This window comes from Thalassolituus sp. (genome assembly GCF_034111725.1).
Lineage (GTDB): Bacteria > Pseudomonadota > Gammaproteobacteria > Pseudomonadales > Oceanobacteraceae > Thalassolituus.
On record NZ_JAWUWR010000077.1, the window covers coordinates 1 to 21,226 of the forward strand.

At 46.9% G+C, this 21,226-nt stretch carries 23 protein-coding genes; 7 read left to right on the forward strand and 16 right to left on the reverse strand.

Annotated features, from left to right (window positions below):
• Positions 1-334, reverse strand: a 334-nt coding sequence (locus UXZ23_RS12820; protein WP_320820954.1) for an NAD(+)/NADH kinase, incomplete at its 3' end; no start/stop codon positions are given.
• 138 nt (positions 335-472) lie between these two features.
• Here UXZ23_RS12820 and UXZ23_RS12825 point away from each other — a divergent pair.
• Positions 473-1,342 carry a DUF1853 family protein gene (locus tag UXZ23_RS12825; RefSeq protein WP_320820955.1) on the forward strand — a complete coding sequence of 290 codons (870 nt, stop codon included), beginning with the start codon at positions 473-475 and terminating at the stop codon, positions 1,340-1,342.
• On the opposite strand, the gene UXZ23_RS12830 is transcribed toward UXZ23_RS12825, so the two are convergent.
• Together UXZ23_RS12830 and UXZ23_RS12835 are read right to left on the reverse strand one after the other, a co-directional pair.
• Positions 1,308-2,228 (reverse strand): 1-aminocyclopropane-1-carboxylate deaminase/D-cysteine desulfhydrase, encoded by a 921-nt coding sequence (locus UXZ23_RS12830; protein WP_320820956.1) that lies wholly within the window; start codon positions 2,226-2,228, stop codon positions 1,308-1,310. The two genes, UXZ23_RS12825 and UXZ23_RS12830, sit on opposite strands and share 35 nt — an antisense overlap.
• A 12-nt stretch (positions 2,229-2,240) precedes the next feature.
• Complete coding sequence (locus UXZ23_RS12835) at positions 2,241-3,029, reverse strand: hypothetical protein (RefSeq protein WP_320820957.1); 789 nt, start codon at positions 3,027-3,029, stop codon at positions 2,241-2,243.
• A gap of 251 nt (positions 3,030-3,280) precedes the next feature.
• Here UXZ23_RS12835 and topA point away from each other — a divergent pair, with 251 nt between their 5' ends.
• Both topA and UXZ23_RS12845 read left to right on the forward strand, forming a co-directional pair.
• Complete coding sequence (topA, locus tag UXZ23_RS12840) at positions 3,281-5,962, forward strand: type I DNA topoisomerase (RefSeq protein ID WP_320820958.1); 2,682 nt, start codon at positions 3,281-3,283, stop codon at positions 5,960-5,962.
• A gap of 156 nt (positions 5,963-6,118) precedes the next feature.
• A complete protein-coding gene (locus UXZ23_RS12845) occupies positions 6,119-6,406 on the forward strand; it encodes a ComEA family DNA-binding protein (protein ID WP_414491472.1) in 288 nt (95 codons plus the stop codon).
• Positions 6,407-6,460: 54 nt separating this feature from the next.
• Here UXZ23_RS12845 and UXZ23_RS12850 read toward each other — a convergent pair whose 3' ends face one another.
• The 5 genes from UXZ23_RS12850 to UXZ23_RS12870 all read right to left on the reverse strand — a co-directional run bounded on the left by UXZ23_RS12850 (position 6,461) and on the right by UXZ23_RS12870 (position 10,180).
• Entirely contained in the window at positions 6,461-7,183 is a 723-nt protein-coding gene (locus UXZ23_RS12850; protein WP_320820959.1) for a hypothetical protein, read from the reverse strand.
• A 3-nt stretch (positions 7,184-7,186) separates the two neighbouring features.
• Complete coding sequence (locus tag UXZ23_RS12855; protein WP_320820960.1) at positions 7,187-7,438, reverse strand: glutaredoxin family protein; 252 nt, start codon at positions 7,436-7,438, stop codon at positions 7,187-7,189.
• 67 nt (positions 7,439-7,505) lie between these two features.
• A complete protein-coding gene (locus UXZ23_RS12860; RefSeq protein ID WP_320820961.1) occupies positions 7,506-8,600 on the reverse strand; it encodes a DUF5610 domain-containing protein in 1,095 nt (364 codons plus the stop codon).
• A gap of 116 nt (positions 8,601-8,716) precedes the next feature.
• On the reverse strand, positions 8,717-9,004 hold the full coding sequence (locus tag UXZ23_RS12865; RefSeq protein ID WP_320820962.1) for a hypothetical protein: 288 nt from the start codon (positions 9,002-9,004) through the stop codon (positions 8,717-8,719).
• Positions 9,005-9,163: 159 nt separating this feature from the next.
• On the reverse strand, positions 9,164-10,180 hold the full coding sequence (locus UXZ23_RS12870) for an AraC family transcriptional regulator (protein ID WP_414491473.1): 1,017 nt from the start codon (positions 10,178-10,180) through the stop codon (positions 9,164-9,166).
• A gap of 183 nt (positions 10,181-10,363) precedes the next feature.
• On the opposite strand from UXZ23_RS12870, the gene UXZ23_RS12875 reads away from it, so the two are divergent.
• Entirely contained in the window at positions 10,364-11,242 is an 879-nt protein-coding gene (locus UXZ23_RS12875) for a MaoC family dehydratase (RefSeq protein WP_320820963.1), read from the forward strand.
• A 27-nt stretch (positions 11,243-11,269) separates the two neighbouring features.
• On the opposite strand, the gene UXZ23_RS12880 is transcribed toward UXZ23_RS12875, so the two are convergent.
• Positions 11,270-11,680: a hypothetical protein gene (locus UXZ23_RS12880; protein WP_320820964.1), complete on the reverse strand. Its 411-nt coding sequence runs from the start codon at positions 11,678-11,680 to the stop codon at positions 11,270-11,272.
• 342 nt (positions 11,681-12,022) lie between these two features.
• Here UXZ23_RS12880 and UXZ23_RS12885 point away from each other — a divergent pair, with 342 nt between their 5' ends.
• Positions 12,023-12,703 carry a hypothetical protein gene (locus tag UXZ23_RS12885; protein WP_320820965.1) on the forward strand — a complete coding sequence of 227 codons (681 nt, stop codon included), beginning with the start codon at positions 12,023-12,025 and terminating at the stop codon, positions 12,701-12,703.
• Positions 12,704-13,007: 304 nt separating this feature from the next.
• Positions 13,008-14,054, forward strand: a complete 1,047-nt coding sequence (locus UXZ23_RS12890) for an AraC family transcriptional regulator (protein WP_320820966.1) — start codon at positions 13,008-13,010, stop codon at positions 14,052-14,054.
• A 58-nt stretch (positions 14,055-14,112) separates the two neighbouring features.
• On the opposite strand, the gene UXZ23_RS12895 is transcribed toward UXZ23_RS12890, so the two are convergent.
• The 7 genes from UXZ23_RS12895 to lepB form a co-directional block, all read right to left on the reverse strand.
• The gene (locus UXZ23_RS12895) at positions 14,113-14,670 is read right to left on the reverse strand and encodes an NUDIX hydrolase (RefSeq protein WP_320820967.1); all 558 of its coding nucleotides are present in this window, start codon (positions 14,668-14,670) and stop codon (positions 14,113-14,115) included.
• Positions 14,651-15,157: a rhombosortase gene (rrtA, locus tag UXZ23_RS12900; RefSeq protein WP_320820968.1), complete on the reverse strand. Its 507-nt coding sequence runs from the start codon at positions 15,155-15,157 to the stop codon at positions 14,651-14,653. Before rrtA ends, UXZ23_RS12895 begins: the two co-directional genes overlap by 20 nt.
• A gap of 102 nt (positions 15,158-15,259) precedes the next feature.
• On the reverse strand, positions 15,260-17,341 hold the full coding sequence (locus UXZ23_RS12905; RefSeq protein ID WP_320820969.1) for a M6 family metalloprotease domain-containing protein: 2,082 nt from the start codon (positions 17,339-17,341) through the stop codon (positions 15,260-15,262).
• Positions 17,342-17,477: 136 nt separating this feature from the next.
• Entirely contained in the window at positions 17,478-18,482 is a 1,005-nt protein-coding gene (locus UXZ23_RS12910) for a YheT family hydrolase (RefSeq protein ID WP_320820970.1), read from the reverse strand.
• A 115-nt stretch (positions 18,483-18,597) separates the two neighbouring features.
• On the reverse strand, positions 18,598-18,963 hold the full coding sequence (locus tag UXZ23_RS12915; protein WP_320820971.1) for a glutaredoxin family protein: 366 nt from the start codon (positions 18,961-18,963) through the stop codon (positions 18,598-18,600).
• A gap of 138 nt (positions 18,964-19,101) precedes the next feature.
• Positions 19,102-19,230, reverse strand: coding sequence for a hypothetical protein (locus UXZ23_RS12920; protein ID WP_320820972.1), 129 nt, complete (start codon positions 19,228-19,230; stop codon positions 19,102-19,104).
• Positions 19,231-19,252: 22 nt separating this feature from the next.
• On the reverse strand, positions 19,253-20,083 hold the full coding sequence (gene lepB / locus UXZ23_RS12925; RefSeq protein WP_320820973.1) for a signal peptidase I: 831 nt from the start codon (positions 20,081-20,083) through the stop codon (positions 19,253-19,255).
• Positions 20,084-20,112: 29 nt separating this feature from the next.
• Between lepB and UXZ23_RS12930 the strand changes: the two genes are divergently transcribed.
• Positions 20,113-21,216 (forward strand): alpha/beta hydrolase, encoded by a 1,104-nt coding sequence (locus UXZ23_RS12930; protein ID WP_320820974.1) that lies wholly within the window; start codon positions 20,113-20,115, stop codon positions 21,214-21,216.
• Positions 21,217-21,226 lie beyond the last annotated feature (10 nt).

A 21,226-nucleotide genomic window follows, 5' to 3' on the forward strand; every position in this document is an offset into this window, starting at 1 on the left:
CGTCACACATACCTTCATCCGGACTGATATCGGTTAAGAAGCCTAAGCGACCACGGTTAATGCCCAACACTGGTGTATTGAAGCGCGCCAGCGCACGCGCTGCACCTAGCAAACTGCCATCACCGCCAACAACGATCACGAGATCGCAAATTTCGCCCAACAGGTTAACGTTGGACACTTGCATACCATGTCCAGGCATCACTTCAGCAATACGGTCATCCAAAATGACGTGATAACCTTCATCGACCATGTAACGCGACAAACGGCGAATCGTTTCAATTACTTTATTACTATTTAATCGACCGATAATGCCGATATTGCGAAATTCTTCCATTACGAAACCTGATCACCTCAATTTGGGCGCAGCTATGTTACTGTGCGCGCTATATTTGTTAGGCACTGCTGCAAAAATATGGCAAAGCATTGCCATAGAAACGTTAGTCGCTTTATACCATACAGGAGTGAAAAACACTTGTTGACCTCCCCGCTTAGTCCAGAGCATCCATTTTTTGCGATCGGGTGTAAAGCTCAGCGCGATATGGTGTGGAGCGTACTCGGACCATCCATACTCGATTGCTTATGGGCTCCGCAGCAGCCCAGCTGGCTGCAAGCCGATTGGCAACTACTCAGTCATGTGCATGCTGAGTTTACCCCAGAGTTTTCCAGTACTCGCCTTGGTCTTATGTTCGAGCAACTATGGCAGCATGCCCTGTCGCTCGCAGCGCTGAAATGGCAAGCAAATTTGCAAATAAGCAGTCCAGAGCGAACACTAGGCGAGCTAGATTTACTCCTAAAACAAGGAGATAAAGAGTGGCACCTAGAGCTAGCGCTTAAGTTTTACTTGGGTTATCGCAACGAGTGGATTGGACCTAATCGTCGAGATCGACTCACCGACAAACTGACCCATACCCAATCTCATCAACTAGCGTTATCGCAACAGCCCGAAGGTCAACAAGCACTCGAAATTGCTGGCTGGCATAATCCTGAGCCCCAAGCACTCATGCGCGGCTGCTTATTTCATCCCGCCAAACCAGAATTTAACGGAAGCCTTCCTGAAGAGGTATCTGCAAGCCACTGGCGCGGGCGCTGGTGTCACTTTCGAGATGCCGAAGCGGTATTGCCCGAAGGTCCTTGGTACGTATTGTCCAAACCAGATTGGATTAGTCCTGCACTTTGCCCGCTAACAGTGGAGCGCGTAGAACTCATTCGATATTTAACGGCCCACTTTGAGCATTTGACGGTTGCGGTTTGTGCCGTCGTTGCAGTTCAAGGCAGTCATGGCTGGGTCGAACAACAACGTTGGCTAATCATGCCTGATAACTGGCCGCAGGGGCTGGAGTGAGATCCATCCCCCTTCGCCCTTGCAAACCGCCGGTATGAACAATCAAACGACGCACATTCGCCAATCGGCCCGCCGCCTGCTCTTGCTCTAAGGCCCAAATAACCTTGGCCGTGTAAACCGGATCAAGCGGCAATTCAAGCGTATCGTAGCGCTGAATTACACGCTTTACTGACTCAGAGAAACGTCCAAAGCCACCACTATGATACTCATCGAGCACCTGCCAGCCTTTGCCAGAGCCAAGCTCTCGTTGCCAACGTCTTTGTTGCTCGCCTTGATCCGCTACGCAATTAACACCAACAAGCTTTGTCTGGGGTGCTAGATTTGCAGCCATTCCTAGCGCCGTAGTGCCAGTTCCTAGCGCCAGCCATACTTCGTCATAGCCTGACGCTCGTTCGGCGATTAAAGCACAGCCCTGGCGACCCTCAGCCCCATCGCCGCCTTCAGGAATAACCCATGCATCCCATTGCTGAGCTAACTCCTGCCGGTAAGCTTCGTCGTAGCGTAATGCATACTGTTGTCGATTACAGAACTGCAACTGCGCTCCCCAACGCTGACAATCGACTAACGTTGGCGTCAGTGGCAATTCAGCAAAGCCTCGCACCATTATAATCAGCGGCACATTCGCCTGTGCACAAACAGCCGCTAACGCGTGAAGATGATTCGAATAAACACCACCAAAACTCAATAATCGAGTGCGGCCAGAAGCTTGCCAAGCCCGTAAATGGCCAATTAGCTTAAATATTTTATTACCGCTAATAACTGAATCCAGTTTATCCAAACGTAAAACATCGCAACGTCCCTCACCGGCCCATTCGGGCAATGCATGGATGGGGGCTGCTTTGGCGGCAATCGAAAGGACTAATTCATTGGGCGAAATACAGGTCATCTTAGGATCAAATTAAAATTTCTTTTTAGACTGCGCTGATGGATTGCTGGGGATTCCGAACTGATCATTGGCTTCCGAAGCTTCCTCTTTCGACAATGCACGCGACAACGCATCATTTGAATTAAGATTGTCTTTGCTGTTGTACAACGCCGCAGTGCGCTGAGCTAATTCACGAATGCGTTCTGTCTTTTCTGGATACTGTAGATCAAACTCTATCAGTAATTTCTTCGCCGCCTTGTAGTAATTAGAAGCCGTCAGCACATCTCCGCGCTGCCCAGCAACATCACCTTGGGCCGTATAAGTGTCGACCTCGCGCTCCAGCATGGTCATACGCAGGTAGCGACGATATTCCAACATCGCCGTTTCAGATATTACCCGACCTTTCGCTAACGGCCCCAGCGTCTTTAAGATACGCGTTAACTGCCGACGCCCGTAACGTAACTCCCGATCACTTTTGAACACCTTACGCAAATTTTGATTTTGGCTAATCTTCTGACGATACTCTTCAACATCGAACGATTGCGTGGCCGGTCCATCTTTGCCCGCTTTAGGCATCGCACTCTCCGCTCGCTCGTATAGCTGCACCACACGATCCAAAACGACTTGCTGAATTTCTTGATGGTTATCGACCACGATCAAAAATTCGAGCGCTTCCAGTAAGTCATCAGCCTTTTGTTTTACTAGCCGCGCTTGCTCCCGCTTAGCATTACTTGCTTGCTGCTTGCGCCCCAAAAATACGAAGGCAAACAAGACTAAACTGATGGGTACCGCGATAGCGATTACCAATCCAATTGCCGACATAGATTAAGCCTCTCCGTGAATAATGTGCTATTCCTAGCAAGTCAGCGATAAAAAAATGTAGCCGATCAAGACCATAATCGGGCATATAGATGTCGCTACTGAGTGAAAGTTTAGCAACTTTTCCGCACACTGCCGGTCAAGTTGCAACATCGGAAATATACATCCGGACTTGACCGCACCCAGGGGTGTGCCTTTAAAGTGTCGCCTCTTAGGCTCGCTGAATCATCAGAATAAGGGTTAATCAAAGGACTATGGGCAAATCTCTGGTCATCGTGGAATCGCCAGCAAAGGCTAAAACGATTAATAAGTACCTGGGCAATGATTTCATTGTGAAGTCCAGTGTCGGCCACGTGCGCGACCTGCCAACATCAGGCTCTGCTAGCAAGAGCGATCCGAAGGAGCGTGCTCGTCAAGCAGCGCTTACTCGTAAAATGTCGCCTGATGAAAAAGAAATTTACAAAAAGCAAAAGGCACAAGACCAACTTATTAACCGCATGGGTATTGATCCCGAGCACGGTTGGAAGGCGTCTTATGAAATCCTTCCCGGCAAAGAAAAAGTCGTGGAAGAACTAAAACGCCTCGCAAAAGATGCTGATCAAATCTATCTCGCAACGGATTTGGACCGCGAAGGGGAAGCCATCGCTTGGCACCTGCGGGAAATTATCGGCGAGAAAGACAAGCAATACCGTCGCGTGGTATTCAACGAAATTACGAAAAAAGCGATTCAAGCGGCATTTGAAAAACCATCAGAGCTGAACATGAATCGTGTTAATGCCCAGCAAGCACGCCGTTTTCTCGATCGCGTCGTGGGCTTTATGGTATCGCCGTTGCTTTGGGCTAAAGTAGCTCGTGGCTTATCTGCGGGTCGCGTGCAATCGGTTGCGGTACGTTTAATCGTAGAGCGCGAACGTGAAATTCGTGCCTTCGTACCAGAAGAATACTGGGAAGCTTTCGCAGATCTAAATACCAATTCAGGCGAAATATTACGTACTCAAGTGGCACGTCGTGCTAACAGTGAATTTCGTCCGAGTAATGAAGCCGACACGCTGAGTGCTTTAGAGCTTATCCGTAAAGGCCCATTTGTCGTTAGTAAACGCGAAGATAAGCCAACTAGTTCGAAACCAGCAGCACCTTTCATTACCTCGACCCTGCAACAAGCGGCGAGTACGCGCTTAGGCTTCAGCGTAAAGAAAACAATGACACTGGCGCAGCGCTTATACGAAGCTGGTTTTATTACCTACATGCGTACTGACTCAACCAATTTAAGCCAAGATGCCGTTGCCAGTGCGCGCGATTATATTCAAAAGCATTTTGGTGACGAATACTTACCGGAACAGCCGCGTATTTATAGCAGCAAAGAAGGCGCTCAAGAGGCTCACGAAGCTATCCGACCGTCAGATGTTACGGCAAAAGCCAGTGTATTAGCTTCGATGGAGCCTGATGCTCAGCGCCTATACGATTTAATTTGGCGACGTTTTGTTGCCTGTCAAACGGCTGATGCGCGTTTTACCAGCACCAGCGTTACTGTGACTTCTGGCGAGTTTGAATTAAAAACTCGCGGTCGCATTATTCGCTTTGACGGTCATTTAAAAGCGATGCCATCGCAAGGTGGTAAAGGCGAAGAAGATATCTTGCTGCCGGACGTATCCGAAGGCGATGTTCTGCGCTTAGATAAGCTAGAACCTAAGCAACACTTCACTAAACCATCTCCGCGTTTCTCGGAAGCGGCGCTAGTTAAAGAGCTAGAAAAACGCGGTATTGGTCGCCCTTCGACCTACGCTTCGATTATCTCGACGATTCAAGAGCGAGGATACGTCAGCCTCAAGGCTCGTCGTTTCTATGCTGAAAAAATGGGCGATATCGTTACCAGTCGTTTGGTCGAAAACTTTGATGGGTTAATGGATTTTGGTTTCACCGCCAGCATGGAAGAAAAGCTAGATGACATCGCCGATGGTGATGTGAACTGGACCTCTGTACTCGATGAGTTTTATCAAGGTTTCCGCGTTCAGCTGGATACCGCTAGCGGCGAAAACGGGATGCGCTTAAACGCCCCTGTTGATACCGATATCGACTGCCCTAATTGCGGCCGTCACATGCAAATTCGTACCGGCAGCACCGGCGTGTTCTTAGGTTGTTCCGGCTATGGTTTACCACCTAAAGAACGCTGCACGCAAACGCTTAATCTAATTCCTGGTGAAGAAGCTATCACCGCAGAAGAAGATGAAGAAGCCGAAAGCCGTCGCTTAATGAACAAGCGTCGTTGCAAGATTTGCGACACGGCGATGGACAGCTATTTACTGGATGAAAATCGCAAAGTACATATTTGTGGTAATAATCCTGATTGCAATGGCTTCGAAGTCGAAAACGGTCAATTTAAGATTAAAGGCTATGATGGTCCGCGTCTGGAATGTGATCGTTGCGGATCTGAAATGCAGCTAAAGTCTGGCCGCTTTGGTAAGTATTTTGGCTGCACCAACAACGAATGTAATAACACGCGTAAGTTGTTGAAAAATGGTGAAGCGGCGCCACCAAAAATGGATCCGATTCCAATGCCAGAGTTACGCTGTCTAAAAGTTGATGACAGTTATGTTCTACGCGATGGCGCTGCAGGCCTGTTTTTGGCGGCAAGTCAGTTTCCAAAAAATCGCGAAACTCGCGCACCTTTAGTTACCGAATTAATACCGTACCAAGCGCAAATACCGGAAAAATATCACTATTTACTCGATGCTCCGCGCACCGATAGCGAAAGTAATCCCGCGATTATCCGTTACAGTCGTAAAACCAAAGAGCAATACGTAATGACTGAAGTCGAAGGTAAAGCGACCGGTTGGAGTGCCTATTTCGATAAAGGTCGCTGGGATATTACTGAGAAAAAAGCAGCAGCAAAACCGAAAGCAGCTGCGAAAAAAGCACCAGCCAAAAAGAAGACCTGAATCACAAACAGGAGATTTGAGACTCAGAATCAAATCATGAAAAAGTGGTAAAAAAAGCCGGCATTGCCGGCTTTTTTTTCATTCTTATGTCCGATTTTCAAATAACAATTAAGGTTTTAGGGTTATATCTCAACCCAATGACATATGGAGCATGTTATGCAAAACCACTTAAAATCAGTCTTAAAAACCTTTCTCCTCAGCTGCTTAATGACGATTGCTATTCCTACCCTTGCTGGCGAACCAAGCCAGAGTTTAATTAATATTAACAACGCCAGCGTTGAACAATTAAGTGAACTAAAAGGCATCGGCAAGGCCAAGGCTGAAGCCATTGTCGCCTATCGCGAAGCACACGGAAAATTCTCTTCTTTCGAGGAGTTAACGGCCGTAAAAGGAATTGGCGCAGCTACAATAGAAAAGAATAAAGCTCTGTTAGCTCTCGAATAACAGATACAAAAAAACCGCTCACAACACAGTTGTGAGCGGTTTTTTAACAATTATTTATTGTAAAACCAAGCAATTTCCCCACTCACAGCGCATCAATAGATGATTCGCACCAGGACAAGCGACATCATAAATTTCATACGGCCATTCGCCTTTCAATAACTGCACTTCGGCATTTGGGCATCCCTCTCGCTTCGATAACTTTTCAACCACATATAATGAACGACCATATTGACGCTGAGTCTTTAACTCCACCATACCACGACGCAAATCCAGTGTTTCGGCGTCATTTACTGAACGACGCTGTAACGTTACTAATTCATTATAGGTTTCGTCAGAACCGTGTAGATCCCACTTACCTTGATTGTATTGGCCAAGAATCTTAATACACAACTCTTCGCGCCCTTCTTCATCACCGGCTTTGTTCATCAACTTAGTGACAGTTTCTTCAGCACGCTCGGTGACTTCCCATGTCATCGCCATGGCTAAACGAGCACCGGTTTCAACTCGAGTGTCGGTCACGGTGACAATATTGTAGGCCAAACCAAAATCAGCACCCTCAACAAATGGACCATTGCGCTCCCACCAGTTATTACGGGCCGTTAACCCAGCTTGACGCGCACGAGGGCTGACGTCGCGACATTGAGAAACCCAAGTACGCAGCATAGTATCGGCTTGCAATGCGTAGAATACCGCCTCGCCTTTTGGCGATAACGGTGTCTGTGCACAACCTTGAATAATGAGCGCGGCCATTACAGCCAGAATGAAACGTAATTTCACGGGTCAGTTCCTCTTGTTATTGTTGAGCAAAAATTCTCGCGCCTGTTCTGCAGAAAACGGCCAGTTTAATTCTTGTTCGGTGAGTTCGTTCAAAATGACGGGGATTCTTGTGCCGTAACGCTCAACAAGAAGGTCTGACTCAGCAATATCTTCCTGATAGATATTTAATTCTATACCTTCTGCGGCAACGACCACTACTTGAGCAGCAATATCACACAGATGGCACCCATCAGTACCGAATAATACAAATGTCATCAAACCCCTCCACAACTGGTACGAGTATACCGCTGCGCAAAGGGGCTGACTATTAGGTAAAGCTTAATCAGAGTAGGCGATTTAGGCCTTCATTAAAGCTTTGCAATATATGGTAACCCGGTTTTTCCGGTAACCATTGTTGCATCATGTCTTGCAATGTTGTGCGTGGCTCTGCCAACGGACTCGCTTTATCTAACGCTTTGATGTATTCGTCGACATATTGCGCTAATGGCGATTGCAGCGAATCCAATTTCGGCGTTGGTAATGAAGGAGCTCCGGCGGCATAAGCACGACTGACTGACGAAAATGAGCGCTGACGTAAATCTAAGCTCATCGATGCAAGCTCATTACCATCAAAGCCTAAATTCATCGCCTCTCCCAATGCTGCGCCGAGGTCGCCACCAAAAAACTTATCACTTAGCGATTTAACATCATCAAACAAGGCAGAAAGCGCATCTAATTCACCTTGATCTAGCGAGCCTTCGACTTCTAATTCGAAGTTTTGTGAAAACGTAGAGCCTGACAAACTATTCGAGCCATTGCTTACACTAAATTGGCCTTGCTGATGTTTGAAATTAACCGTGACTTTATCGCCATCTCGCGTAACAACCTGCATCGACAAGGTATTTGAACTACCTCTCACACTGCGTTCAGATGTAACTGCCTGATTAGTAAGAACAGAATCTGTCTCAGTATTGGCAGCAGCATCTTCTGCGGGTGTCGACTGGTCTGGATTCGCCAAGGCATCAAGACCGTCATCGACCAGTTTACGACTCGCGCTAATTTGCGCTTTCATCTCGTCATCGAGCAAACCCATGCTATCAAGCATATCCTCTGCATCAGCATAGCCTTTGGATATTCCAGATCGAGCCGCATCAATACGCTGCTGAATACGCTCTTCGCCAGCCCCTTGGTCACGTAACGACTCAATACCTGCCGTGACGTGAGCCAAAATATTAGCAGCCGTATCTTGCGCACTCTGTTTTGGACCTTGCACAACCGTTGGAGCCGCTTTCGCAGTCGCTTGTGTAGCTTCTGTCGAATCAGTGCTCGTTTCTGTTGTAGATTTACGCGCAGCGCCATCCGCAGAATGCCCGGAATACTTATGGCCTGACGTTAGTGAATGGTAGGAATTCAATGAATTGTTAAACTGTATGCTCATGGGTATCTCCCGGGCCTTGCATTGTGGTTAGTCTATCGACCAGAAAATGCAAAACTTGAGCAAAAATTATTCAAAAAGGCTACCTAATACAAATTAAGTGGCCTATGCAACTTAAACTAGTAACAAATTGCGCCTTGTTGATACTCATGGGGCAATTCGACCGACCAAGTGATCGCTTGCTCGTCGATAGCGTCTAACAATTGCTGCGAATTGAATTGACGGTAGCGCATGACCAACAAGGTTTGGTAAGCCGCGGTTAACGCTTGCTCTGTTAGCTGAAGTGTTGCTTCTAGGGTCATGATCTCTTCTTCAACTAACGACTTGCGCCATTGCGTGTAGTCTCGTAAAGCGAGTTCATGATCAACTAGAGGATTAATGAGCGAGTTCTGATTTGAGCTGTTCATAACATCAACCTGCGAATTTGCCATTGGGTAGATCACCACAATGAACTCACATTCCGCAAACTACCAGTTCATTTTTTGAACGCTTCCGTGAATTAAAATCAACAATCAGACATATTGAGACAAAATAGATAAATTTAGAGCAACAACCACAACCTAAAATCAGCGGCGGCTATTGCGATATTCGACAGGGGTTTGATTGGTCCAGCGCTTAAACGCTCGATAAAATGTGCTGGGCTCAGAAAAGCCAGTGAGGTAAACGATTTCGTCGATGCTCTCATCCGTTCCCGACAATAACTTCTTTGCCAAGTTACACCGATAGTCAGCCAGTAATTGGTTAAAATTAGTGCCGGCTTCAGCCAATCGAGTGCGCAGCGTTCGCGACTTAATATTCAGCCTTGACGCTACGTCTTCTAAATTCAATTGGCCGGTTTCTAATACCTCGCCAAATACTTTGTACACCCGAGTGACCACATCTTGCCGCTCCAGCTTGGCAACATGCTCACTGGCGAGTTTTTCGTGCAACTGCAGCAACTCGGGTTCAGCGTGTAACGAAGGTAAGTCAAGCAACTGAATATCAAAATGGATGCGCGTTTCCGGCTCAGAAAAGTGAACGGGACATCCATAGATACGTTCATGTTCGCCAACATTACTCGGCGCCGCATGAGAAAAATCAATAGCTGAGGGACGAAAAGCACCGTCGGTAACATAACGGAAAAAACCGATTAGGCCGAGTACCATGCATTCATTTAAATGTCGCAGCGAACCCAATAGCTCACTAGCACTATCAACAACAATACAAGCTAAACCGTCTTGAACTTCGACACTCGCCTGCGATGCATCGCTTAAAAGGCGCTGATAATTAAGCACACGAGCTAATCCATCGCCAAACGTCGGGCTGGAAAGAAACAGATATTGCAACACCTGGCCTTTGTAAACCGGCATGTGTTCACCAAGATGCAAGCCAATGTTTGAATCTTGGCTAACTTCCTCCATAACGCTCCAGAACAAACCCTGAGCTTCATGCGGCGTGCGCAAATTGCGGTCAGTCAACAACTCTGGAGTAATCCCCAATCGTTTACACACTTCAGAAACATCCAAGCCCATTTTCAGCATCGCTTGGTGAGCTAACTGAATCATAATGCCTGAGTCTCTCAATTCTGCCATTCCGCCAGACATAAGTTATTGATATTCCTTGCGAGTATTGTTGGAATTCTGCCACATAGCGCAAAGGCTGCAAGCCTTATTGACCAAAGTGACGCAAACGACATAGGCTAAGCGCCAATGAGGCCAGAGACAAGTTCATTGTAAACTGTTCCCCTTGTTATAATTTGGCCTGTATCGCCGCAAGGACTGTTCACTATGAATCAAGCTACGCACATGCAATTTAATGCGACCCCTGGCAACCTGAGTCAGTACGCTCGCTGTGTTATCCAGAAAGTGACCAAGAATGGCAAAGCCGATCTACCCAAAGTTGAAGCGGTGCAAAACAATGTTCGCACCACCCAAGACCGCATTTCTGCCTATGCACGCGTTTGTGGCTTCGAAGACAACGCCAACATATTGCCAATAACCTTCGCACACACGCTGGCGTTCCCATTGCATATGGAGATGATGCTACACAAATCTTTCCCTGTTACACCAATGGGGATGGTTCACATACGCAACAGCATTACTCAACATCGTGCGATTCGTGTCGATGAGAAGATGGATATTCGTTGTTTTTTTGCTGATAGCGAACGTACCAGCAAAGGTTTAGAATTCGACATCAAGACAGAAGTTCGCATTGCTGGTGAATTAGTTTGGGAGGGCTCAAGCACTAACTTGGCCCGTATTACTGTGCCAAACGCACCCAAGAAAGCGAAAAGCAATGCACCTCGTCCGGCATTGCCTGAATTCGAAATGAAAGAACGTTGGATGTTAGCCACTGACTTAGGCCGTCGTTATGCCCGAGTATCTGGTGATACGAATCCTATTCACTTACATTCAATTCCAGCAAAATTATTTGGCTTTAAAGGTCATATTGCTCATGGAATGTGGAGCAAAGCTCGCGCTGCAGCGGCCTTGTATAAAAAAGTGAATTCAGAAGCATGCTCCATTAGCGTTGAATTTAAGCTGCCAGTATTTTTACCATCGAAAGTGGAGTTTAACTACACTGAAGGTAGCGATGGTATTAACTTTGACCTGCGCGATGACAAAGGCCAAAAAGTACACATGAAAGGGAAAATCACTAAGCTATAACCTGAAATCTACCACAGGCCAGATACCTCAGGCCTGTGGTTTTACTTCTCTTTTAACTCCAAGTAAAACCCATTCCTTAGCCTCCCCTGCATTATCAAATAACGCTACTGGATACCCAGGTGCGTGATAAGACAGAAACATAGACGTTAAATGACGCAACATAAAAGAAGTGCCCACGATGGCAACTGCTTCTGTTGATTCTAATATCTGTGGATGAGACGCAAATAACTGGACTTCAAAATCCACCGTTAGTATGTGGTTCGCTAACATCACAACGGGACGCCTTGTATTTCCCGTTAAACGCAAACGCTGCGCATAAAGAAAGCGCATCAAATCAACACTTAAATGACTTAAGTCCGTCAGGTCGTGGTACACAATGCCGTCATCACCAAGCCGAGTAATCGGCTTAGGTAATAGATCGGTGTCTCGAATTGACATATTGCCTTCAGTTATAAGAGCACGTGATTTGGCACGCTATCTAATTTATTTTATAAAAGAAACAGGGATTCAACGTATGAAGGTCAATCGGCGACAATATGACACGATATAACCTGAATATTGGCCCATCGGGAGCGCTGCACATTTTATAACCTAATTAAGAGGAAAGCATTGCTTGTAAATATTGAGACCTCATCGTGAAGCCAATTGCCGACATATTAAAAAGATTGGCTTTATCTTGGCTAGCCTGCTGGTATCATGACCATCGAAGTCATAGTCAGTATAAACGATCATAAAGCAACCAGCTGACCGACATTAACAATAACAAAAATGGATTCTCTCATGCGCTTAACCGCTACCCTTGGAGCCTTTGCTGCTCTCATGATCCCGTCGCTAGCATTGGCAGGCGAAGGCTTTGTCGGCGTCACCGCTGGTATTACTGATTCGCAAGACATGGATCAATTTAGTGAAAACTTTCGTATTATTATTGGCCCTAACATTACTGAAAACCTATCGATGGAACTGGGTTTAGTCGATATGGGAGAAGCGGGTTTCGACGATCCTAAAGCCGATTTCAGCTCAGCAGGCGATGGTATTGCGCCACGTTTTAATAATGTTCAATCGGGAAGTGTTGATCGGGTCTCAGGGACTGATGATATTCTAGCGTCAGCAACCTACACTGGACTGAGCACGGTCCACCCGCGCAGCTTTCTAATCACGATGCGCTATCGTTTTGGCCTTACCGACACCATTGACTTTTTTATCAAAGGCGGAGCGAATGCTTGGGTCGCTAAGTATGATGAAGTAGAAATCGTTGCCTATGAAGATGGTACTACTTCACGCCGTATCTCAAAAACGAGCGAAACGTCAGCGGTTGATCTTATTACCGGTGGTGGTTTCTTATGGAATGCCTACAAGAATATGACAATTCGCGCCGAGCTAGAGACTACGGCGCTGGATAGCCAGATATTTCCACGAGCTCGCTTCCAGCTTCTGACTCTTGGAATGCAATACGAGTTCTAAAAGCAATACCTATTCATTAGAAATATGAAAGCCCAAAGCAAGAAAACACCTTATTTCGGTTTGCTTGGGCGCTTTCTTGCCACTTTTCCATCTTTTCTTTCAATTGAAAACTTCTGTCAGCAATTAGTGTCATACTTTCTCACAAATGAGTCAAAGCTGTGCTACCTTTGGTAACAGGTGACAAAAATGGGCACCTAGGGTTACCATAAAGCTTGGTTTAAGACGCCTAAATTTGCTGGACTGGTTTTTGCTAACGGAATAGTTAGAAAAATAACAACAAACTCACTGATCAGACATTGCCACTATGAACATGGAAAAAGGTTACGTATCAACTGCACTGATCCGGCCTCTGCTGGAAAATGCCGGAGCGCGCTCTTTTGAAGAGATGCCGGATGCCTCGGAAGGAATCCAGCGTGTTTTGAAACAGCTCAAGGACCCGGACAGTCGCATTAGTATTGAAGACGCAGATGAACTCATTGGCCAGTTGATCCAAACAACAGGCAATGAAGCTTTGTGTGTGCAACCCCCCCACAAATTCAATACGCACAGTAGTTGTCAGTTACAGCATTTATTCCTGTGCAGTAACACATTGCGTGAAGCGCTCTACTACATGGAGAAGTTCTCACCCTTACTGAGCGACCTCCTTGAAGTTAACGTCACCCGTACTCGCGACAACATCATTAAAATCAAATTCCCAGTTCACGACAATGCATTTCTTGCGAGTCAACGCCATCGCACGGAAATCATTATCAGCATCATGCTCAACTGGATGCGTCAGCTGTGCGGAGCAGAGTTAGAAATTGTTGGTATTAATGTGCCTTTCCCGGCAACACAATATCAGCAGCAGCATAGCCAGCAGTGGCGAACCACAGTGCAATACAATGCTGATGAATGCAGCATTCAATTGCATAGCAAGTGGCTAGATGAAGGTCTGCACAAAACAAACCCTCACATCCTTAGTATGATGAAGCGTGAAGTTGAAGAGCAGTATCGCAAACTAGCACGCTCAGGCTCTTTGGCGGAAAGAATTCGCAAAGCGCTCATGCAAGATAAAATTCGCTTAAACGCGAACCAGCAAGAAGTTGCTAACTACTTCCATATCAGTGCCCGCACTCTCAATCGTCATTTGCATCGTGAAAATACGTCACTGAAGCAAATCGTTACGCAAGTTCGATTAGAAACAGCTAAGCAGATGCTCATTGCTTCTGAAGACAGTATTGAACAGATCGCTTTGCAAATTGGTTTATCGGGTCGTCGTACGCTGGATCGAATATTTATTAAAGAAGTGAATCAAAGTCCAGCTCAGTTCCGTCAGAACAATCGCCACCATGCAATGGCGGTCGGTCACTGACAATAACTGCTGAGCTCGATAGTGCGACTCATCGTAGCGTCACTATCGAGCCAGCTGTTTAAGCAATCCCCAATAACCGTATACGTTGAATCGCAAGCACGGACAACGCATCGGTAATCTGACCATCCATCGCCATCGCAAAAACCTCATCAAATGGCAGACGTTGGATCGCTAGCACCTCCGTTTCTTCCATTTCAGTTTCCCCTTGTTTCAGGCCGCGCGCAACAAATACGAATCCTTCTTCATTGGTAATGCAGTTACTCATGTGTACATGGCCGCAAGGCATCAGTTCACTCGCGATCAAGCCAGTTTCTTCTTTTAGCTCTCGCAATGCACAGGCTGCTGGATCCTCGTCTAATGGGCAACCTCCCATCGGGATTTCCCAATGATACTGACTCAATGGGAAACGATATTGACCAACTAACCAGGTATCACCATTTTCAGCCAAAGGTACGACACCTACGGCTCTATTTTTAAATGATACGGTGCCATAAATACCAGGATTACCAGCAGGATTAATCACCTGATATTCGTCGATCTTAATCCACGGATTTTGGTAATGCGTTTTTGACGATGTTATCTGCCAAGGACTGATGTCATCTTGTTTCTGATTCATGCTTTTTCCTTAACGCTTGCTGGATGCTAGCGACTGCAATCCAAAGTATACCCGCTAGAACACCAAATAAATGTGCCCTAGTTTCAACGCGCCCTCCCAGCCACGAAGCCATAGCTAAGTCGTCATACATAGGCGACTGCTCCCACAACACCTTGCCGATCACAATCGCAACAGTCGCCCACACCACGCGACGACTGTAGAACGGCGAATACCAGATGGCGATCAATAAAGCGCCGTGCAAAGCTCCTGAAAGCCCGACGTATATAAGCAAATCGGGAGCAAACCAGTACAAGCTCAAGCCATCGGCCAATAATAGCCAAAACACGGCGATTAACGTCAACAGTGGATAGCGATGATCCGCGATGTAGGCAACTAAAGCCAAACCGCAAAGATTGAGCAGAAGATGATAGAGAGAGAGATGAACCAGATGGCCGGTAATAATTCGCCACCACTGCCCGGCTTCAATTGCCGCGCGGTCAAATTGCAACCCACCAGCAAAGCTTACACTAGAGAATTGAATTAAAAGGCAAACAAGGGCTAACCCTATAAATATGAATACTGATCTCAAAACAGAGACCCTACGCTGAGACTATGCGCGGCAGTATAACCTTTGCCGTGGCAAAAAGACGATCAACAACAACCAAACCCAAGCGCCGCCACCGGATGATCCAGAGGAAGAACTGCTGGCGTCAATTACAGGTAGATTTGGAGCCATCGCATCAGCACCGAGATCACTGACACTAACCAAGACACGAACGCTGACATCAAACGGCGCAACCGTAAATGGACTAGAAGAGTTATTGCGCACATAGGTTAGGCCACTTGCCATACCCTGAGTGTCAGCAAGTATCGGGGCGTGAGAGCCATTAGTAACGCTATCAACTTGTAGGTACAGAGTTCCTGCACTGACTTTTTTTGCACTTGAGAACAATAACCGGTTCCAACCTGCCTTCACGGTGTAATTCTGTCGAGCAACTTCACCATCCGGCGACCATACGTCGAAATTCCGATATAAGCCCACGGTAACCTCACCAGGCCCGTGCGCAAACCAGTCGACACCATCAACAGAGGTAACGCTGGAAGATAAGGCTATCGGCATTGCCATTGAGCCAGAACCGCCATACGAGCCCCACAAACCGTTTGGAGGAAGCTCGTCATAACCAATATTGTCGCCGTGAATATCGATACTACTGGTCACTGAGACAGATGCACTGGTGTTAGTCGACAAACTGGCAAGCGTTACAGCTCCGCGACTGTCGCTATAAAGCTGATAGCCTGAAGCAGATTTCATTACCTGCTTTGAACTACCTAGTACAAGGCTGTCACTTTGCTCAAAAGTCGGCAATAGCACTAACTGCTCAGCAGCATCGGTTGTTAACGACGCGAGGGGACCAAATCCAAAATTGTCATCAATCTGCGAAATCAGTAAACCTTCATCAGGCACACTCACATCAAAGCCCGTTTGATAGCGATGTTCAAGCAATAACCGTTTACCATGACGATAGGCATCTAAGGGAATTTCAATAATATTTGGAGATGTCGCTAACGCTTCGAGTATCCCGCCACCGGTGGTCAACACAGTCTCTTCGGCAAAGCCCGCCAATAGTTTATTCCACGCCATCATGTGAGATGGGAAATCACCCGCGTCGCCACCACCGCTATTCCAACCGCCGTAGCTCATCAATCCCCACCGACCTATTCCCTCACCAATCCCTAAGTAGTCGTATAAGTCTGGTAGGTCGAAGAGTAAATGACCTAACTCATGAGAAATTAAACCGGTTGTCGCCATATGGCGTTCATGCTGCTCGCCAAACATGGCGTATTCACTCAGCCACACCCCACCCGAATTGACTGCCGTAACCGAAGACTTGTGCGCCCATATGCGTGGATGCGTGGATGCAGTTCCCGCATAGGCCTGCTCAAAGCCTGAAACCAAGAGCACGACAGCCACTTCGTTAGGATCAATCCAAGTATCGCCGTTCAAATCATAAGCACTTAAATTGACTACGCTTGCGACATAAGACAAGGCGGTTGCGACTAACGCCTGACTACTCGCTCCATATTGATTACCGAAATCGGGATGATCTGTAGTTAGTGTCATCGTAATAATACCGTCATCGCGCGTACCCGACTGCTCCGCCACCGGTTCAATATCAAATTGACCGTAGGAGTTCTCTAAAAAGTAATCACGGACACTGTTGGTGTTGCTACCAAATACGCGCGAAGCAAACGCTGCATCAGTATATGTCGAATTCTGGTCAGCAAAGTTAACGCGAACTATCACTAACGGCTGCTTATGAGTGCCCCCAGCATAACGATAGGGTTGATGTTGCGGAGCTGCCGCACTGATAGTGGCATTGGCTTTGGGAGTGACAGAAATTTGTGGGCTGTCAGAAACCTCAGGAGCGGACGCCAAACGGCCAAATTCCGTTGGTAAAGCGATAACTTTGCCGTTGCGATCTACCTTAGCCAGAAAGAGCGTGCTGTTGACCTCGACCAGTAAACGGCCGTCATCCAGCCGCATGTAGGGTTCATCGCGGCTGCCCATCAGTGAAACGGAATACACTGCGCCCGACGCCAACTCAATCGACGTTTGTTGCAAGGCGGCAGGCATATTGGCCCATGCCGACATACTGCAAAGCATTAAGATAACGAGGCGTAATATCGGCATGAGAATAAGAATCTGGTGGACATCTATATCAACTCTAGCCAAAAGTCAGCGAGCGGATAAGGTCAAGTAACAAGTCCCTACAATTCTTCTTAATACTGGCACTATTCAGCTATATAAGTGCCAAATTTCCAACGGACTACGCACTTTCTTCTGCTAATGGAACAGCTATCGGAAGGTTTCCACCCTGCTCTCGAATAAACGCCATCGCGCGTCCTTCCATCCAATACACGTGATCAGGGTTTCGCTGAATAAAACCAACATGTCCGCCACTGGTAGGTTCTTCAAAGTAAAAATTGGCATGACTGCGTGCAATAGCACGCGGGTAGCATTGCTCAGGAAGAAAGGGATCATTTTGCGCATTAACCATAAGAGCCGGAATACGAATATCGGCTAAATAGCTAAGACAACTGCTCTTATTCCAGTAATCCACTGCACTACGAAAACCGTGTATGGGCGCGGTATACCGTTCGTCGTATTCCGCAAATGTGCGAATTTTAGCGAAGCCATTGAGATCAACGTGGGTCGGATATTGCGATGCCTTGGCTCTTAGATTTTCACCCAATTCCTTTAAAAACCGCGACATAAAAATCCGATTGGATGGCTTTGCCAATTCATATGCACACGCTTCTAAATCACAAGGAACAGAAAACGCACTCACCGACTCTATCTCGCTTGGAAGCGAATTCGCTGAACGACCCGCATACAAAAGACTTAGATTGCCACCCATAGAAAAGCCAACCAAATGAATCCGGCTATAACCTTGCGCCAATGCATGCTGGACAACAACATCGAGGTCATCCGTAGCGCCACTATGGTACAAACGCAGCTGAGTATTCACTTCGCCGCTACAGCCGCGATAATTCCAAGCAAGTGCATCCCATCCATGACGATTAGCTTCAAGCACAGTGCCGAGTACATAATGACCGCGAGAACTGCCGGTCAAGCCATGACTCACAATAACAAGTGTCTCGGACCCCACTCGGCTCCAATCTAAATCTAAAAAGTCTTGATCCGGCGTAGGTATGCGTTCACGGAGTAAAAAATCATCGCGTAGACGGCGAAATAAAGTAGGAAAGATGGTTTGAACAAAACCATTAGAGAAGCCAAAAGGCGGGCTATAGCTCGAATCAAGCAGGGGCATGGCATATCCAAAAAGTGGCTTGCGTTACATCGCATGTAAAAACAAACAAGATGATAGTAACGTAAGACGCTCAACCCTACTCTGGGTTCAAGAATGATCGATCAGATCAATAAATCTATTGAGAGGAAAAACGCTGCTGCAAATACTGCAATATGGTGTCAGGGTTATAAAGCCAGTCATTGCATTCGTTACCATCGATACGCAGACAAGGCACCCTTGGTTCACCACCGCCGTTCACCAACTCATTGCGGTAGGCATTAACGCGCTCGACGTCTTTTTCAACAACCCGCAAACCCAAACGTTCGCAGTAACGTTTTACAGCAATAGAAGACGGACAACTGCGACAAAAATAGAGATGCATACGGCGAGATTCGCGATCAAGCACACATTGCTCATCGGCAGAACGCGCGATGGGTTTGACCGGTAGAAAGCGGTCAACAAGATCCAGTGTTTTGCCTTTTAGTTGTCTCGTAAGATTCATACTTCAGCATGCCGTTGGCTTTGGATGGTCGGCATTGTATTCGCCTAATTTCAAATATCCAGTAGCAAATTGAACTATTTGTAATATTTTGCGCCAGAGGCGCGTTTTGACAGTTTTTCTACACGAAAGCAAAAAGCGTCATCCACCTAGATTCAGAAACATCACCGACATCATGACGACAAGAATGGTCGCCACCATCAACCAACGGCTGCGCTGGCAAAAGGTACAAGGTGCCTTTTGTTTTGGCTTTGTTACTGAATCGACCATAGCAACGGCACCTGCCTTGTTGTTATTGAATAATGTGATTACGCCCGAACGACGGCAAATCTGACCAACCTTCCCAGTGCATCCAAACCGCTACTGCTTTACCCACAATATTCTTCTCAGGAACAAATCCCCACATACGGCTATCGCCGCTATTGCCGCGGTTATCGCCCATCATAAAGTAATGCCCCTCAGGTACATCCCACTCACCTTCAGGACCCGCCCAAATAATAGGCTGTTGAGTGCGCGTATCTCGGGCGAGAATCCACTGTACTGTGGCGATTGAGGATGGGTGAACTTCTTCCCCTATATACTTAGTCGGTCGATAAGACGGCTCACCACCCAGCTCAGTAGTTGGTACACTTTCGCCATTGATGGTCAAACGGCGATTTTTGTATTCGATATGATCACCAGGCTTGCCAATCACCCGCTTAATAAAATAGCGTGGATCATTAGGAGGGAAAAACACCATCACATCTCCGCGCTCGGGTTCACTAATAGGCACTAAGCTGTTACCGAATACCGGCATCCGTAAGCCGTAGTGAAACTTACTCACTAGAATAAAGTCTCCAGTAATCAGTCCCGGCTCCATTGAGCCAGACGGTATTTGGAAAGGTTCAGCAACAAAGGAACGTAAAACAAAAACAATGGCTAACACGGGAAAGAAGGACTTTGACTGTTCAACAACGAAGGATTCCTCCTTTGCCGCATCGATGTCATCGCCATTAGCCCCCTCTTGCTGCAAACGCTCTGCTTTTGCTTCGCGCTGCTTCCGCAACCAAAACCTATCAGCTAAAGCAACAACACCGGTAGCGGCGGTCGCTATCATTAAAATCAGGGGAAAATCGATATCCATAAATCGTCACTTATTCCAGACATTCTATAATGAACTGCATTCTAACCGCCGACAGACTGCAACGCGAGCGCAGCACTGTATATGAGAGTCAAGAAATGAGCCGAATACTAACCGATGATGGCATTGAACTGGCCTACGAAAGCATTGGCAGCGATGATGATCCCTGCATTATTTTGATTATGGGACTAGGAGCACAAATGCGGGTTTGGCCCGACTCACTCTGCCATGCTCTAGTTAAAAAAGGTTTTCGTGTTATCCGCTTTGATAACCGCGACACCGGTGACTCAACGGCACTTGATCATCATGGCACCCCGAGCTTAGTAAAAACGTGGCTATCAACCCAATTCAAACGTAAAGCGCAAATACCCTACACCCTTAGAGATATGAGCCGCGATGTCATTGCCTTAATGGATACACTAAAAATAGATAGTGCTCATCTCGTCGGTGCATCGATGGGGGGGATGATTGCTCAGATTCTCGCAGCCAAACAAAAACGACGAGTGCGCAGCCTTACTTCAATTATGTCGTCAGCCACCAGTCCTAGCTTACCTGGGCCAAAATTACAGGTACTGCTGCAACTGGCAAGGCGCCCAACTCCTTTTAATCGTGAGGCGTCCATTCGTTATACCATGCGTATGAATCGCTTAATTGGTAGCCCAGCCTATCCGATGGACGAATTAGAATTAAGGCAACTGGCCGAAACCAGTTTTGAGCGCACCTCAACACCCAGCGGATTTAAGCGCCAGTTGGTCGCCATTACTGCCGCCGGTGATCGCAGTCACTTATTGCGAAAAATAAAAGTACCGACGTTAGTGATACATGGTTCCGACGATCCGCTCATACCAGTACGCATGGGGTTAGCTACTGCAGCGGGCATTCGTAAATCAAAAATGCGCGTTATTCATGGCATGGGGCACGACTTACCTAGCGGCTTAGTGCCACAGTTAAGTAAATTACTCAGCAAGCATGTAAAAAAAGCAGAGAAACGCTGGCAACGTAAGATAGAAAAGAAACGTTTAAAGTTACTAGAACAAGATGAACATCATGTTTTGGCTTTACCCGCTCTGAATGATAGTTCCGAAGCAAAAAACTTATTAAATGTGGTGAATATTCGAGCGCAACCGCAACTCTAAAACAAGGCTT